Source organism: Oceanobacillus sp. CFH 90083 (genome assembly GCF_009389585.1).
GTDB lineage: Bacteria > Bacillota > Bacilli > Bacillales > Amphibacillaceae > Oceanobacillus.
Map to the genome: position 1 here is coordinate 140,335 of NZ_VIYG01000001.1, position 14,388 is coordinate 154,722.

General features: G+C 38.3%; 16 protein-coding genes. 1 reads left to right on the forward strand and 15 read right to left on the reverse strand.

Features of this window, described 5'->3' with window-relative positions; genetic code table 11:
- Positions 1-165: 165 nt before the first annotated feature.
- From ccsB to FLK20_RS00800, 9 genes are all read right to left on the reverse strand, one after another.
- Positions 166-1,356: a c-type cytochrome biogenesis protein CcsB gene (ccsB, locus tag FLK20_RS00760; protein WP_152654651.1), complete on the reverse strand. Its 1,191-nt coding sequence runs from the start codon at positions 1,354-1,356 to the stop codon at positions 166-168.
- A 42-nt stretch (positions 1,357-1,398) separates the two neighbouring features.
- Complete coding sequence (gene resB / locus FLK20_RS00765; protein WP_152654652.1) at positions 1,399-3,039, reverse strand: cytochrome c biogenesis protein ResB; 1,641 nt, start codon at positions 3,037-3,039, stop codon at positions 1,399-1,401.
- Positions 3,040-3,064: 25 nt separating this feature from the next.
- The gene (gene resA / locus FLK20_RS00770; RefSeq protein WP_152654653.1) at positions 3,065-3,643 is read right to left on the reverse strand and encodes a thiol-disulfide oxidoreductase ResA; all 579 of its coding nucleotides are present in this window, start codon (positions 3,641-3,643) and stop codon (positions 3,065-3,067) included.
- 65 nt (positions 3,644-3,708) lie between these two features.
- Complete coding sequence (locus FLK20_RS00775) at positions 3,709-4,443, reverse strand: pseudouridine synthase (protein ID WP_152654654.1); 735 nt, start codon at positions 4,441-4,443, stop codon at positions 3,709-3,711.
- A 363-nt stretch (positions 4,444-4,806) separates the two neighbouring features.
- The gene (locus tag FLK20_RS00780) at positions 4,807-5,337 is read right to left on the reverse strand and encodes a spore maturation protein (protein WP_152654655.1); all 531 of its coding nucleotides are present in this window, start codon (positions 5,335-5,337) and stop codon (positions 4,807-4,809) included.
- Complete coding sequence (locus FLK20_RS00785) at positions 5,337-5,927, reverse strand: nucleoside recognition domain-containing protein (RefSeq protein WP_152654656.1); 591 nt, start codon at positions 5,925-5,927, stop codon at positions 5,337-5,339. Before FLK20_RS00785 ends, FLK20_RS00780 begins: the two co-directional genes overlap by 1 nt.
- Positions 5,920-6,960: a D-alanyl-D-alanine carboxypeptidase family protein gene (locus FLK20_RS00790; protein WP_152654657.1), complete on the reverse strand. Its 1,041-nt coding sequence runs from the start codon at positions 6,958-6,960 to the stop codon at positions 5,920-5,922. Before FLK20_RS00790 ends, FLK20_RS00785 begins: the two co-directional genes overlap by 8 nt.
- 250 nt (positions 6,961-7,210) lie before the next feature.
- Complete coding sequence (scpB, locus tag FLK20_RS00795; RefSeq protein ID WP_152654658.1) at positions 7,211-7,786, reverse strand: SMC-Scp complex subunit ScpB; 576 nt, start codon at positions 7,784-7,786, stop codon at positions 7,211-7,213.
- Positions 7,777-8,532: a segregation/condensation protein A gene (locus FLK20_RS00800; RefSeq protein ID WP_152654659.1), complete on the reverse strand. Its 756-nt coding sequence runs from the start codon at positions 8,530-8,532 to the stop codon at positions 7,777-7,779. Before FLK20_RS00800 ends, scpB begins: the two co-directional genes overlap by 10 nt.
- A 277-nt stretch (positions 8,533-8,809) precedes the next feature.
- On the opposite strand from FLK20_RS00800, the gene FLK20_RS00805 reads away from it, so the two are divergent.
- Complete coding sequence (locus tag FLK20_RS00805; RefSeq protein WP_040981479.1) at positions 8,810-8,902, forward strand: YjcZ family sporulation protein; 93 nt, start codon at positions 8,810-8,812, stop codon at positions 8,900-8,902.
- A gap of 49 nt (positions 8,903-8,951) precedes the next feature.
- Here the strand turns inward: FLK20_RS00805 and FLK20_RS00810 are convergent, their stop codons facing one another.
- From FLK20_RS00810 to FLK20_RS00835, 6 genes are all read right to left on the reverse strand, one after another.
- Positions 8,952-9,317, reverse strand: a complete 366-nt coding sequence (locus FLK20_RS00810) for a GNAT family N-acetyltransferase (RefSeq protein WP_152654660.1) — start codon at positions 9,315-9,317, stop codon at positions 8,952-8,954.
- A 236-nt stretch (positions 9,318-9,553) separates the two neighbouring features.
- Positions 9,554-9,985 carry a peptidylprolyl isomerase gene (locus FLK20_RS00815; RefSeq protein ID WP_152654661.1) on the reverse strand — a complete coding sequence of 144 codons (432 nt, stop codon included), beginning with the start codon at positions 9,983-9,985 and terminating at the stop codon, positions 9,554-9,556.
- 59 nt (positions 9,986-10,044) lie between these two features.
- Positions 10,045-11,379 (reverse strand): diaminopimelate decarboxylase, encoded by a 1,335-nt coding sequence (gene lysA / locus FLK20_RS00820; RefSeq protein WP_152654662.1) that lies wholly within the window; start codon positions 11,377-11,379, stop codon positions 10,045-10,047.
- Positions 11,380-11,593: 214 nt separating this feature from the next.
- Positions 11,594-13,066 (reverse strand): spore germination protein, encoded by a 1,473-nt coding sequence (locus FLK20_RS00825; RefSeq protein WP_152654663.1) that lies wholly within the window; start codon positions 13,064-13,066, stop codon positions 11,594-11,596.
- A 203-nt stretch (positions 13,067-13,269) separates the two neighbouring features.
- Positions 13,270-13,698, reverse strand: a complete 429-nt coding sequence (locus FLK20_RS00830; RefSeq protein WP_152654664.1) for a stage V sporulation protein AB — start codon at positions 13,696-13,698, stop codon at positions 13,270-13,272.
- The gene (locus FLK20_RS00835; RefSeq protein WP_152654665.1) at positions 13,676-14,293 is read right to left on the reverse strand and encodes a stage V sporulation protein AA; all 618 of its coding nucleotides are present in this window, start codon (positions 14,291-14,293) and stop codon (positions 13,676-13,678) included. Before FLK20_RS00835 ends, FLK20_RS00830 begins: the two co-directional genes overlap by 23 nt.
- Between the last annotated feature and the right edge of the window lie 95 nt (positions 14,294-14,388).

The following is a 14,388-nucleotide window of genomic DNA, read 5'->3' on the forward strand; positions in this document are numbered from 1 at the left end:
ATTAGCATTATAAACGAAGCCGTTTGAAAAGTTAAGGAATTAAGAGAAACCTCAGGTTCTTAACGATTGCAGCATGCGCTTATAGAAAAAAGAACTGCTACCAACCAACGGATTAATAACAATTCTCTTTTTGATAGCACTATCTGCCATCTGCCGTCATGCAAATTATGCGTAAGAGTGTAAGCTGGCAAGTACCAGATTTACTACAATCAGATTAAACATAATAATCGCAAAACCGACTACTGCAAGCCAGCCTGATTTTTCCCCATGCCAGCCTCTGGAAAGGCGCAGATGCAGGAATGCCGCATAAAAGAACCAGGTAATTAATGCCCAGACTTCTTTTGGATCCCAGCCCCAGAATCTACCCCAGGCAATCTGAGCCCAAATAGCTGCAAAGATTAATCCTCCTAAAGTGAAGACAGGAAAACCAATTGCAACAGAGCGATACATAATCTCATCCAGCATGTCCGGTTTTACTCCCTGGAGAAGTGGCTGCAGCCTTTTTCCAATTCGCTTACGAGAGATTAACATAGTAATGCCATAAATAATTGTTCCTGCAAAGAATGACCAGATCACTGTATTTAATTTTCTACCGGCTTCATCCCCATGCATCCAATCCGGTGCTGCAAACCATGGAGTCATGACATTTTCAGATAATAATGTACTATCCTGCGGCTCTGCGATTGGCGGAAGATGATATTCTGCCATGATTTGCTGTCCGTTTCTTTCCACTTCAAACGTTGCTTGATATGAAACGGCATTAAATATTGTTGTAACAGCAATAAATCCAATAAATAAAAAGATACCGTAAATAACAAGCTCAAGCATCGTGTTTCGTAAAGTCAGCTTTGTTTGATCAATCTGCCGAATTAAATACATTAACCCGGCGACAAAGCTGATAAATAAAATCCCTTGCCCCAATGCCACTGTTGAAACATGAATCGGCAGCCAATAACTTTGCAGAGACGCTACCAATGGCGCTGCATCTGTTGAAAACATACTTGCATAAGCGATAATGATCGTTGCTAAAGGTAATGCAAATACTCCTAAAAATGCAGTTTTATAGTAGCTGTAAATAATGATAAATGCCAAAATCATTGACATACCTAAGAAGGTTGTAAATTCAAAAAGATTACTTACCGGTGCATGGCCTGTATATATCCACCTTGTAATAAAGTAAACAATTTGAGATATAAAACCAATTATTGTGATAACTAAACCGATGGTTCCTGCTTTTGTTTTCTGATGACGTTCCTTTTTATCTTGCCGGATTGCCCCTCCAAAGAAGAAGGTTGCAACTAAATATAAAATAAATGCAATGAGCAGGGCACTGCTGCTAGTACTATATAAACCCATTCGCTTACCTCCAATCCTCTCTTAACCCTCTAAATATAATATTTATTCGTCCAATTCCTGCTGGTCCTTCACCATGGTAACATTTGTACCTTCCACAGCCTTTTCAATATCCCGTTTGATTCCGTGCCAGTTTTTATTCGTATGCGCTGCGACAAGAAGAGAATTGTCCTTTTGCTTATTAATCCAAACCCGGCGATGCTGCCAGTACATTCCTTGAATAACACCGATCATAAAGATCATAGCACCGACAAAAAAGAATGGAAGTGTCCGGTCTGAGCTTACTGTAATCCCGCTGACATCCCTGAATTCAACATCATCAATTGCTACCTTGTATTGATTTTCTCCGGTAGCATCAATGTTCATGCCGATACCAAGAAAGCTGACTTCACCCTCATCGGAATCTGGAGGATATACAGTTACAACAAATGCCGGATTTCTAGGAAAATCCGTTTCCGAAACGGGGGTCCCTTCTTCTGTCATCACATAATCAGGATAGTAATTTGTTAACTCGACTCGAAAACCGCTGTCTGTTTCATAAACGGATTCCGGATTTGTTAAATCAATCGTAAACGTACCCAGTGACTCTCCAGCCTCGTCATCTGCGTCATGAATATAAAAAGACATATTTTTAAATTCATTTAACTGATAACCTTGCTGATATAACGTGTATTTATCAAACTTTGCCGGATTATTCATCTGAATAGAATACTCAAGAATTGGTTCTAATTCAGGCTCAGCACCAACAACATCTGGATTTTCAGCTTCGTAAATAATAACGTCGGTTTGGAAGTTAGTTGCAATCTCTTCTTCCAAGGAGCCTCCCTGAAAACGTTCATCTTCCTGATCATGTGTTTCCAATATAAATTCCTGATTTTCTATGTAATACTGGTTATTTGTGCCAGGAATCACCCTCTGTTCCCCTTCACGAACCCACATATACTCTTCGGAAAACATGATTGGCGTTGTACGTAAAATCCCCGCCAGTAATATAATAATAAGACCAATATGATTTACATAAGGACCCCATCTGGAAAAACGGCCTTTCTCTGCTAATATATATCCATTTTCTTCTGTTATTTTATATCTGGAATTTTTTAAACTTGCCACCAGCTTGTCTATATCGTTGTCATGAATATTAGTTGATTCACTATATAGCCGCTGTCTCGATAAAAATTTCTTATGCTTCTTGGCTCTCTGGTTTCTGAGTGCTCTATAAAGCGGGACAAAACGGTCCAAGCTGCAAATAACCAAGGATATCCCGATTAAAGCAAGTAACGTGATAAACCAAAAAGAGCTGTACATATGATGAAACCCAAGCTGATAGTACATCAATCCTAAAATACCATATCTATCTTCATAAAAGATTGCCGGATCTCTTGATACAGCATCCTGCGGTATAAATTGCTCCTGCGGGAAAATTGTACCAAATATAGAGGCGATTAATGCCAATACAATCAGCCAGACGCCTACTTTTACCGAAGAGAAAAAGCTCCAAATTTTATCTACAATTGATTTTTGATATGTTTGTGAACGGCGGGCACTTCCGTCATAACGCATATTTAGCAGCTTTTTGTCATCGTTTCCATCAATATGCTGATTCCCTTCAACAGGCTTTCCGCATGCTTCACATAATACGGTACCCTCGGGATTGATATGACCGCACTCACACTTTATTTTATTCATTGTCTACCTCCATTCTCATGGATTATCATGATGCATCCGGTGTAATTGCGTCTAAGTATCCTTCTAATCTATCTAATGTCAGAGCTCCTTGAACAATTTCTTCTATCGTCCCATCCGGATTAATAAAAAAAGTTGTCGGCATTGATCTGATTTTATATAGATCTCTAACATCACTATTGGCATCATGAGGGATTGCAAATGTCAACCCATATTCATTTATAAAATTATCAACTACTAATTCTGTACTATCGAGACTGACAGCTACAATTTCGACACCTTTTTCCCGATACTCCGGATATAATTCCTGCATATACGGCATTTCTTCTTTACACGGTCCGCACCAGGTCGCCCAGAAGTTCAGCATGACCCCTTTACCTTCTAAATCACTGAGCTGTGTCGCCTCAGCATCAAAGTTGTTATTAATTTGACTTAATTTAAAATCAGGAGCCATATCACCGGCACGATATATTTCATCATCATCCTTTGAATTTGAAAACAGTGCAAATATGACAGCCCCGATCAGCACAGCTAAAATAGAAGAACGAAAAATGAAGCGATTTCGTTTCTTTTTCTGTTTGTAAATATTTCTTTCTTCCTTGCTCATGATTTCCCGTCCTCCTTTCCAACTCATTATAACATTGACTAAAGTGTTTAAATTTGAATATTATCTTACAATTTTGTGGACATGTTCCGAAGTTGATTGACTTCTTTTGGGGTTAATGCTCTATATTCTCCAGCATTTAATCCATGTAATGTCAAAAAACTATATTGCTCACGCTTCAGCTTCACCACCGGAAAACCGATTTCTTCAAGCATTCTGCGTACTTGTCTATTTTTTCCCTCATGTAATGTTAATTCAACAATAGCTGTCTTCTTTTCTTTATCAGTGGACAGCAAATTCGCATGGACTGCCTTCAGCTTTTCTCCATCAGCGACAACACCCTTGCGTAATTTTAACAATTCTTTTTTGTGAGGAATACCTTTGACTTTTGCCACATACACTTTATTAACCTCTTGGCTTGGGTGCATCAGCCGATTGGCAAATTCACCATCATTGGTTAACAGCAATATTCCTGATGTGTCATAATCCAATCTGCCGACCGGAAAAATGCGTTCTTCTACTTCCGGAAAAAAGTCTGTAACTACTTTTCTGCCTTTGTCATCTTTGACACTGGAAATAACTCCTCTAGGCTTATACAAGAGATAGTATACAAACTCCTCTTTTTCAAGCGGCACCCCATCTACCTCTACTTTATCATCAGAGGTGACCTTTATTCCCATTTCTGTTACGGTTTTATCATTTACTTTTACTTTTCCATCTGAAATCAGCTGCTCCGCCTTTCTTCTGGATGTTAATCCACTTTGAGCAATGATTTTTTGTAATCTTTCTTCATGCTTTGACATATAAATCTCCTATCTTTTTTCTTTTATTTTCCCGGGAACGGATAGCATGCTGTATCTGATATCCGAACTTCAATTCATGTATTGCCTTCTTATATTATACTATTTTCATTTGATTTACCTAATAATCTGCTGTTTTCACACAAATAAAGAAAACTCGGCATTTGCCAAGCCTTAGTTGGGACCGGGGCCGGGACTGCGATTACTTGGTTTATTAAAACCGTTGCCTTAAATTATATACTTTCTTATACATTAAGAAAGCCTATGATAAAAGATAATTTTTCACCTATCTTCATCATAGTCTTATTCTGGCTGTCAGGAAAGTATCATTTTTTAGGAAAAAGTATTTCAACGGAAGCAGATTATTTACCCAAACATCATTGTAACAAGAAACACAGCCGCAAGTATAGCAATTAAATCAGCTAACAGCCCTGCCTGCAGTGCATAACGGATTTTTTTAATACCAATTGCTCCAAAATAAATCGTAAGCACATACAAGGTCGTATCCGTACTCCCCTGCATAACTGAAGCAAGCGTGCCGATGAACGAGTCGGGGCCATAGGTTGCGATGATTTCGGTTGTCATTCCTAATGCTGCTGTTCCTGATATCGGGCGAATAAGTGCCAGCGGTAACACTTCTGCAGGAAATCCGATAAAGGCCAGCAGTGGAGCGATTAAGTCCACAAATGCATCTAAAGCGCCCGAGCTTCGCAATATCGAAATAGCTGTAATCATTCCAACTAAAAAAGGAAGCAAGGAAACAGCTGTTTTTACTCCTTCCTTCCCTCCCTCTACAAACAAATCATATGCAGGTAATTTCCGAATACTTGCTGTTATCATAATGATTAAAATAAAACAAGGTATCATCCAAATGCTAAGTAAGCTGATCAGCCCCATTATGATTTCCCCCACGTACTTTTATAATAAAAAAACCGATCGATAGCCAGTCCGGCAAGCGTGCCTATACAGGTAACCAGTAAGGTAATACCGACAATTTCTGTTGGAGATGCTGATTCGTATTGCATTCTGATTCCAATGACGGTTGTAGGAATCAATGTTAATCCAGTCGTATTTAAGATAAGAAAGGTAATCATGGAACGAGAAGCTGTCTCGGCATGGTTGTTGAGTTTTTTCATTTCTTCCATCGCCTTAATTCCTAAAGGCGTGGCAGCGTTGCCCAGACCAAACATATTTGCTGTTAAATTAGATAAAATATAACCTAATGCTGGATGATCCTTTGGTATTTCCGGGAAAATTTTAGAAATAATCGGACGAAACAGCTTGGCAAGACCCCGTAAAATACCAGCTTCCTCTGCAATACGCATCATACCTAACCAAAACACTAAAATACTAATTAGCCCTATCGCTAAGGAGACAGCCTGGGCAGCACTTTCAAAAATAGCCTCATTGACTGCTTCCATATTCCCTGAAAACATCGCATAAATAATGCCAATCGCAGCCATACCGATCCATATCCAATTAATCATTTGTATCCCACCTTAGAATAGAATGAAATACATGCACTATATCATCCATAAAATGCTCTTCTTTATGATTACTTTGCTGGTTTAATACCGTATTGCTTGCCTGACAGGATACGCCTTCTCCTCTCAAATAAACTTCTTTTGCCCAAGTGTCCTTTTCATGTTTATAGAGTGGTAAAATGACAGTGTCTTTTGATAAATTCTTTTCATCTGTTATGACCTCGCCATTCTGGTCCACTTCCTTCATTTCAAACTGTTCAAAGCCCCATTCATACATAGCTATATGATCCTGCCAATCATCAGGAGCATCAAGGGTGACAGCAATTAATGTCATTCCGTCCTTCTCAGCTGTAGTCAGCAGTGTTCGTCCGGTCTGCTTCGTATAGCCGGTCTTGCCTCCTGTACAATAGTCATAAAGTCTGGTCAGAAGCTTATTTTTATTTTGCCAATAGTAAGATCTGTTTTCAGACATATAGCTTTTCGTACCGCTTACCTCTTGAAAAATAGGATTTTCCATCGCATACTGCATTAAAATTGCCATATCATGAGCGCTCGAATAATGCGTTTCTGAATCGAGTCCATGCGGATTATCAAAATGCGTATTTTCCATTCCAAGCCATTTAGCCTTTTCATTCATTAAGTAAACAAAGCCTTCCTCGCTCTCACCAACATGTTCAGCAATAGCAACAGCAGCATCATTTCCCGAGCGAAGCATGAGACCATATACTAAATCAGTCAAAGACATTTTTTCCCCTTGCTCTAAATAAATAGAAGATCCTTCTGTATAAATAGCATTTCTGGAAACAGTGGCTTTTTCATCCATTTTCCCAGATTCAATAGCAATAATTGCGGTCATCACCTTCGTAATACTTGCAATAGAAGCCTGTTCATCAGCATCTTTTGCAAATAATACCCTCCCTGACGATTGCTCGATTAGAACGGCTTGCTGTGCCGAAACATCCGGTGCAGCATGTCCATAAATTGGGAAAGATAAGAAACTAATGATAAATATGACCATCCATACTAAAAAGCGCATCAGGCTGGCTCCTCCTCATAAAACACAGCTTTATGTCTAGAAATTCTATCCTCTCTTAAGAGCTTGATAAATGCTTCTAATTTATTTATATGCATGAAACAAGCTGTTATGATTAAAATGGAATAAGGGACTAGATAAGCGGAGAAAATGAGGCAGGATCTGCTGCTGAAACCTGGATTGCAGTATTCTGATTTACTCAATGAAAAAACCTTATAGATTTAACTCACCTATAAGGTCTTCTAATCAAAAATTATTCATCCTGAAACCGGTCAAAGAATAGATCCACATCAGCTGCATCTGCTTCAGAATCTAAAGAGCTTTCTAATTCAGGTAATTCCTCCAGGGTAGATAAACCAAAGAAGGTAAGAAACTCCTTGGTTGTTCGAAAAAGAATTGGGCGGCCTACTGTTTCCTTCCGCCCGCATTCTTCGATTAACATCCGGGATATTAAAGTTTGCAGCGGCCTTTCACTGCGAACGCCGCGAATTTCATCAATTTCAGCCCGCGTTATCGGCTGCTGATATGCAATAATTGCCAGTGTTTCTAATGCTGCTTGAGACATTCTATTAGGCTTTGGCTGGATAACCCATTTCTTAAAGTAATCACTGTGATCCGGTTTGGTTGTTAAGCTGAGCATCCCGTTTGCGTTAAGAATCATTAGTCCGCGATGCTGCTCTTTATAGTCTGTTTGAAGTTCATCAATAATTTGACGAACGTTATCTAAGGAAACACCCAGGACATGACTCAGCTCATTTACAGTTATCCCTTCGTCACCGCCAGCAAATAACAGACCTTCTGCAACTCCTTTTAAATATTCTAACTCCACGATGATTCCTCCATGTTGTAAACATATAATTCTTCAAAATGCTGTTCTTGCATTGCATATACTTCTCTTTTTTTCATTAACTCTAAAATCGCTACAAAGGTTGTTACGATATATGATTTTGTTGGAACAGGGAACAACGCATGAAATGCAATCCCATCTTTACTATTTCTAACCTGCTGCAGTACTTCATCCATCCTTTTTTCTATCGGTATATCCATTCGCTCAATAACGGTATCCTGCGGCTCTTTCCATTGGTTTCGCTGCATCAGTTTTTTTAGAGCATGAATCATGTCAAAAATAGACGCATTTCCAGCATTCGTATTTTCAATGGGAATATCTTTAAAATCAAAAATGACTGGTGAGCGCGTATATACCTGCTGTTCTTTTGCTTCTTTTTCTTTTAATGCCTCTGCGGCTTCTTTATATTTTCGATATTCAATCAAGCGCTGCATCAGTTCTTCCCGAGGGTCCTCCGTATATGCTTCATCCATCTCTTCCTCTTCAAATTCCTGCTTGGGAAGAAGCATCTGGCTTTTAATGGCGAGCAATGTAGATGCCATGACCAGATATTCACTGGCAATGTTTAATTCCAAATGCTGCATCGTGTGAATATAATCCATATATTGCTGGGTAATCTGAGCAACAGGGATATCATAAATATCGATTTCATACTGATTTATTAAATGAAGCAACAAATCTAATGGACCTTCAAACGTTTCTAATTTCACTTCATACCCTTGAATCATCGCTGTAATTCCTCTCAAGCTTACTCAAATATTGTATTCATATATGTTCAAAAAAAGATTATTTGGAAAATATTGCAGGAATTCTCAGCAGCAGCTTCTTTCCTGCCATGTTATGTTGCTTGAATTTTTTTGAACATCTACTATAAACCATTCTAAGAAGCAGCTTAAATTTAATTGCAAGAGCCCATACACTCTTAGCTAAGCTTACATAAGTTATAGCGTAATATAAATGTTAGCACAAAACATTTATGGATTGAACTAAAAAGGAGGAAATAAAATGAGCGGTTATTCTGGTGGTTACGCAGGTGGATTTGCTTTAATCGTTGTACTATTTATCTTATTAGTAATTGTAGGAGCAGCTTGGTACTAAAATATACTTGAAATAAATAGAAGCAGCAACGAATGAAAAGCCAACCCTTTCAGGGTTGGCTTTTATCGTCCTTTGCTTTCTCATAGAAGGCTTTGACACTTTCAGAGGGTACAATATCGTATTTATCTGCATAGATACGATGAATTTCGGCAATCATTTGCGAACCAATCCCCTGATCTCTATGAGAAGGGTTCACAGTAAGATGGTTAATCATTAATTGATTGTCATTCACAGTTTGTACACCTATTGCTCCAAGAACATCATCGCCTTCTTTCCACAAATGCAGATGTAAATGGTCGTTTTCCTCATACTCGCGAATTGTCGCCTGCAGTTTTTTTACGTCTTTTTCCTCTGGCATAAATGATAATAAACCCATAGCAATTTTTTCTAAGTTTCTTTTAAAGCGAATTAACATAATTACCCCTCATTAATTTCTTGTATGGTAATCCTTTAAAGTTTCAATCAGTATTTACTCTGAAAGTATAACGCATTTCCAATATAATGAAAAGCATCATTTTAAAATTTGAGTAAATCAGCAATACATGCATAAAAAGGATGCCTCTCCAAATAGTTTGCCAAGTACATTCTGTCGTCTTTACAGACAACGTTTTCTAACTATTTTTCTAAGGTCATCCTTCATTTAAATGATAACTATCCTTCTACACGAATTTCTTTCATTGTATCACCGTTTGACATTGCTTTTGCAAGTTCAATACCGGACGTTACTTTTCCAAAAACAGTATGAACACCATTTAGATGCGGCTGTGGTTCATGTACAATAAAGAATTGAGAACTTCCAGTATCTTTTCCGGCATGTGCCATAGATAGGGAACCTTCTTCATGTTTGTGCGGGTTTTCTTCTGTTTCACACTTGATTGTATATCCTGCTGAACCTGTACCATTACCAACCGGGCATCCTCCTTGGCTGACAAAACCAGGGATGACGCGGTGAAAAGTCAAACCATCATAAAACTTTTCATTTGCTAATTTTTCAAAGTTAGCCACTGTTCCCGGTGCTTCCTCCGGGTACAATTCAAATTCAATTTTATTTCCATTTTCCATTTCAATATAACCTTTTTTCATTTCAGCAAATCTCCTTTTAAACATCCTCATTTAATAGCAATTAATCTTTATTTTACCATTTATTCTACACAAGTAAAGTTCTTTATCCCATCGTAGGATAAGTCGTTTTTAACAATGTCCTGGTATGTTTCTCTGCGAACAACAAGATGATCCTGACCATCTTCCACAAAAACAACTGCAGGTTTTGGTAAACGGTTATAATGACTTGCCATAGAGTAATTGTAAGCTCCTGTTGAAAACACAGCAAGTATATCTTTATCTTTAATTTGCGGTACTGGCAGATCCCAAATCAGCATATCCCCAGACTCACAACATTTTCCAGCGATGGAAACTTCCTTTTCCGGACTTGCCTTCGGACGATTTGCAATGACTGCATCATACTTAGATTGGTATAGAGCTGGACGGATATTATCTGTCATACCGCCATCAACAGAATAATATTCTCTGACACCGGGAATGGTCTTGCTAGCTCCAATTGTGTATAAAGTTATCCCTGCATCTCCCACAATAGAACGGCCTGGTTCAATCCAAATTTCCGGGAATTTCATCTTGTATTTATCACAATTTTCTTTCACGCTATCAATCATATCTTTCACGTATTCTGCTAACGGAAGCGGCTGGTCGTCTTCTGTATAACGAATTCCGAAACCTCCGCCTAAGTTTAAAATATCTGATTCAAAATGATATTTTTGCTTCCACTCTTCTAATTTAGCAAATAGAATACCCGTTGCTGCACGGAAGCCGTCTGTTTCAAATATTTGTGAACCAATATGACAATGAAGGCCCTTTAATTGAATGCGGGGATGTCCCAGAACACTTTTTAAAGCAGCCTCCGCTTGCCCATTCTGCAGATTAAAGCCGAATTTAGAATCTTCATTTCCGGTCATAATATATTTATGTGTTTTCGATTCCACACCCGGTGTTACACGAAATAGCACATCCATTGTTTTTTCTTGTTTAATTAGCTCTTGCTCTAATAAATCAATATCATGAAAGTTATCAATAACAATGCAGCCGATGTTATGTGTTACTGCCATCGCTATTTCTTTTTCACTTTTATTATTGCCATGCATATGAATTCTCTCAGTTGGAAAGTCCGCTTGAAGTGCAGTGTATAATTCACCTTCAGAAATTACGTCTAAGCATAAGCCTTCCTGTTTTGCCACCTGAAGCATTGCGATTGTCGAAAACGCCTTGCTTGCATAGGCAACCCTGCCAGTAACTCCGGCATCACGAAAAGTTTGCACAAAAGCTCTGGCATGGTTCCGAATCATTTCCACGTCATAGACATATAAAGGTGTTCCGTATTTTTCAGCTAATTCAATGGTGTCGATACCACCAATTTCTAAATGTCCCTTTGTATTTACGTTAAAGGGGTGTGCATCAAGTATCATTCTTTTTCCCCCATTATTTCAAATAATAAAATACTTTATCATAATACAAGGAATAATGAAAGCCTGAATAAAGCTACAGCATCTAAATTAACTGTATTTTATCTAAAGAAAACTTGGAAAACCAATTCTGAAAGGTGCAGGGCTGCCTTAGTTGGGACTGGGACTCCCATTACTCCTCAAATTCTTTAAACTTCTTCAGGCATCTGCTCCCCTTTTAAGGACGCCGGTAATTATTACGCGGGTGCACAATGCTTGGGCGGTGTTTTGTGTATGGAACCGGCATCCGGAATATAATATGTGTCATTGCTTTTAAATTAAAAGGAAGCAAAGGCCACATATAGGGTGTTCTTAGAGATCTGATCTGAATGATAAATAAAATATAAAGTGTAATCCCAATCATATATCCAGGTAATCCAAATAATCCTACAGCGACGACAAGCAAAATAGTAACCACTTTGTTGGCAACACTTAATTCATAGCTTGGTGTGACATAATTCCCGATTGCGCTCGTTGCAATATACAGAATAACCTCTGGTGAGAACAGTCCAACTTCAATAGCTATTTCTCCAATTAAAACAGCTGCAATTAACCCCATTGCTGTTGATAAGGGGGTCGGGGTATGAATTGCTGCCATTCTTAAAAATTCAATTCCCACAGCCGCAATGATAATCTGGACGGTTATAGGTACATTTCCTTCATCATTCGGGCCGATAAAACTCAATTTGTCCGGCAGCAGGGATGGCTCAACAGCAAACAACAGCCACGTCGGCAATAGAAATAAAGCTGCTAACACAGCAAGAAACCGGATAAATCGGATACAAGTACCTATTGTCGGTACTTGCCGGTATTCCTCAGCATGCTGCAAATGATGAAAAAAAGTTGTGGGAACAATGATTGCACTGGGAGAAGTATCAACAAAAATAATAACATGCCCTTCTAATAAGTGACTTGTTGCAACATCGGGCCTTTCTGTATATCGGACGAGCGGATAAATATTCCACTTTTTGACCATTAAAAATTCTTCCAATGATTTATCAGACATAGAAATGCCATCCACTTCGATTTTTTCAATCAAGTTTTTTAAATACTTTACTAAATTAGGGTTTGCCACATCTTCAATGTAGGTGACGCAAACATCTGTTTTCGAGCGCTCCCCTACTTTTAGCATCTCGTTCCGCAAGCTTTCATCACGCAGCCGTCTTCTGGTCAGTGCCGTGTTCTCTACAATATTTTCTGTATAACCATCCCTTGATCCACGAATGACTTTCTCTGTATCCGGTTCTTCAGGAGTTCTTCCCGGATAATTACGTACATCAATAATCTGTGCGTAATCCTTTCCATCAATAAATACAGCAATCAGACCACTTAGCACCTCATCAACAGCTTCATCCATTGTGTTTACATGTGTTACTTGCTGGTGAATTAGTCTATTCTCAATGATTTCACCAATCTGATTGCTTTCTGATTCATTATCATTGATTTCAATTATCACTTTTAAAATTTCTTGTATTACAGAGGTATCACATAAACCCGTTACATAGTAAAGCTGTAAGCGTCTGTTTAGGATGACTACTTCTCTGTAGCCTAAATCATATGATTTTTCCAGCCCTATTCTCTTTTTCATGTATGCATACGTATCTTCAATATGAGGAGAAATAGAAATCTTCTTTTCTTTATCTGTTTTCATGTGCTCACCTTCTGTTTATAAGCTTCTATAATGAAAAGCAAAATTTAATAGCGTATCAGCCTCACCGTTTGCCAAGTTTTCGTTTCACCTCCGGCGGATAAAGAAAACTTGGCAAACCACGCCTTGGAAAGGCGCAGGATTGCTCGCCTTCGTTGCGCTTTCATCGATTAAATGACGGTTACATCGTGTCCTTTCACACTTTCTTAATGCACAAAATAAATCCATTGGAACAATGATCCAAACACCTTGCCAAGCATTAATGCCATCATAAATAAAACAACATAGCCTTCCATTCCTATCCTCCGCGAAAGAATGGGAAAAACATTTAATACCTCTGTTAATGCTGCCGCAAGCATTCCATTAAAAATGCCATGAAATAACCCCCATAAAATTAACGCGAAAATAGATTGTGATGTTGAAATAGGCGCAAATGAAAAATAAGCTCCGGCTAATAGCCCGATAATTACTGCAGCCGCGTAAATTTTTATATATTTTTCTGTTTTGCTTAATTGAATCAGCCTTGGAATGATTCCTAATACCGTAATAAAAGCAACAAATCCCGCACCAACAGCAACACCGCCACTGAAGCCAATAAAAATTTGCAGGGTATTAAGAAGGATTTCCCGGATCATTCATTTCATTTTCCATCGTATTAATGTACTGCTGTAAATCCTGCTGGTAATTAAAGATCTCTACTTCTAACGGGCTCGGCTCTTCATTAAATCGTTTTTTAAACCAATGATTGAAAAAAAGAATTGTTCCTACCCCAAGACCTAAAGAATAAGGAATTTGAATCCATAGAGGGTACTTGTTTTCGACCCCAGTCAGGATAAAATGCAGTTTTTGCTGGACGGGCTGCATACTTACATCATAATGAAAATTCATAATCGTCATTGCTGATCCAACAAACAGGAGCAACCAGACAAACGTAATAATCACTGGATGTGTCGGCTTTTTATGCGGTTCAATTTGTATAAGGGTCTGCTCTGATCCAAGCAGCTGAAATTCAATATTTGAGTACTCTTTTGTAAGGTGGTCAATCACTAAAAAGCTGTCAATCACTAAAATATTTTTATCCTTTTTAGATAAGCGGTAAATCGGTGTGTTTTCCAGTATTTCTTTCTTCTTGGTATGTGTGGATATATGAGCAATATCTTTCAGCTTCAGCTCTTGCCATTTTTCAAGGATTACTTTTTTCCGCATTCTTATATAAACAAGCTCGGTCATACCATCACACCCTTATCTTCATTTCCTTAACAGATAGTATTTGTTAAAGGTAAGCAAATTATGAGCTCTAAATACAATTCATTTCGTTAACAACT

Coding starts and splice junctions, on each gene's coding strand:
- FLK20_RS00775 (WP_152654654.1), bottom strand. CDS start 4,443: ATGTCAAAGCATGAAGAAAGATTACAAAAAATCATTGCTCAAAGTGGA.
- ccsB (WP_152654651.1), bottom strand. CDS start 1,356: ATGGGTTTATATAGTACTAGCAGCAGTGCCCTGCTCATTGCATTTATT.
- FLK20_RS00800 (WP_152654659.1), bottom strand. CDS start 8,532: ATGATTCAAGGGTATGAAGTGAAATTAGAAACGTTTGAAGGTCCATTA.
- resB (WP_152654652.1), bottom strand. CDS start 3,039: ATGAATAAAATAAAGTGTGAGTGCGGTCATATCAATCCCGAGGGTACC.
- resA (WP_152654653.1), bottom strand. CDS start 3,643: ATGAGCAAGGAAGAAAGAAATATTTACAAACAGAAAAAGAAACGAAAT.
- FLK20_RS00810 (WP_152654660.1), bottom strand. CDS start 9,317: ATGTTAATTCGCTTTAAAAGAAACTTAGAAAAAATTGCTATGGGTTTA.
- FLK20_RS00825 (WP_152654663.1), bottom strand. CDS start 13,066: ATGAAAACAGATAAAGAAAAGAAGATTTCTATTTCTCCTCATATTGAA.
- FLK20_RS00805 (WP_040981479.1), top strand. CDS start 8,810: ATGAGCGGTTATTCTGGTGGTTACGCAGGTGGATTTGCTTTAATCGTT.
- FLK20_RS00815 (WP_152654661.1), bottom strand. CDS start 9,985: ATGAAAAAAGGTTATATTGAAATGGAAAATGGAAATAAAATTGAATTT.
- FLK20_RS00790 (WP_152654657.1), bottom strand. CDS start 6,960: ATGCGCTTTTTAGTATGGATGGTCATATTTATCATTAGTTTCTTATCT.
- lysA (WP_152654662.1), bottom strand. CDS start 11,379: ATGATACTTGATGCACACCCCTTTAACGTAAATACAAAGGGACATTTA.
- FLK20_RS00830 (WP_152654664.1), bottom strand. CDS start 13,698: ATGATCCGGGAAATCCTTCTTAATACCCTGCAAATTTTTATTGGCTTC.
- FLK20_RS00780 (WP_152654655.1), bottom strand. CDS start 5,337: ATGGGGCTGATCAGCTTACTTAGCATTTGGATGATACCTTGTTTTATT.
- FLK20_RS00785 (WP_152654656.1), bottom strand. CDS start 5,927: ATGATTAATTGGATATGGATCGGTATGGCTGCGATTGGCATTATTTAT.
- FLK20_RS00835 (WP_152654665.1), bottom strand. CDS start 14,293: ATGACCGAGCTTGTTTATATAAGAATGCGGAAAAAAGTAATCCTTGAA.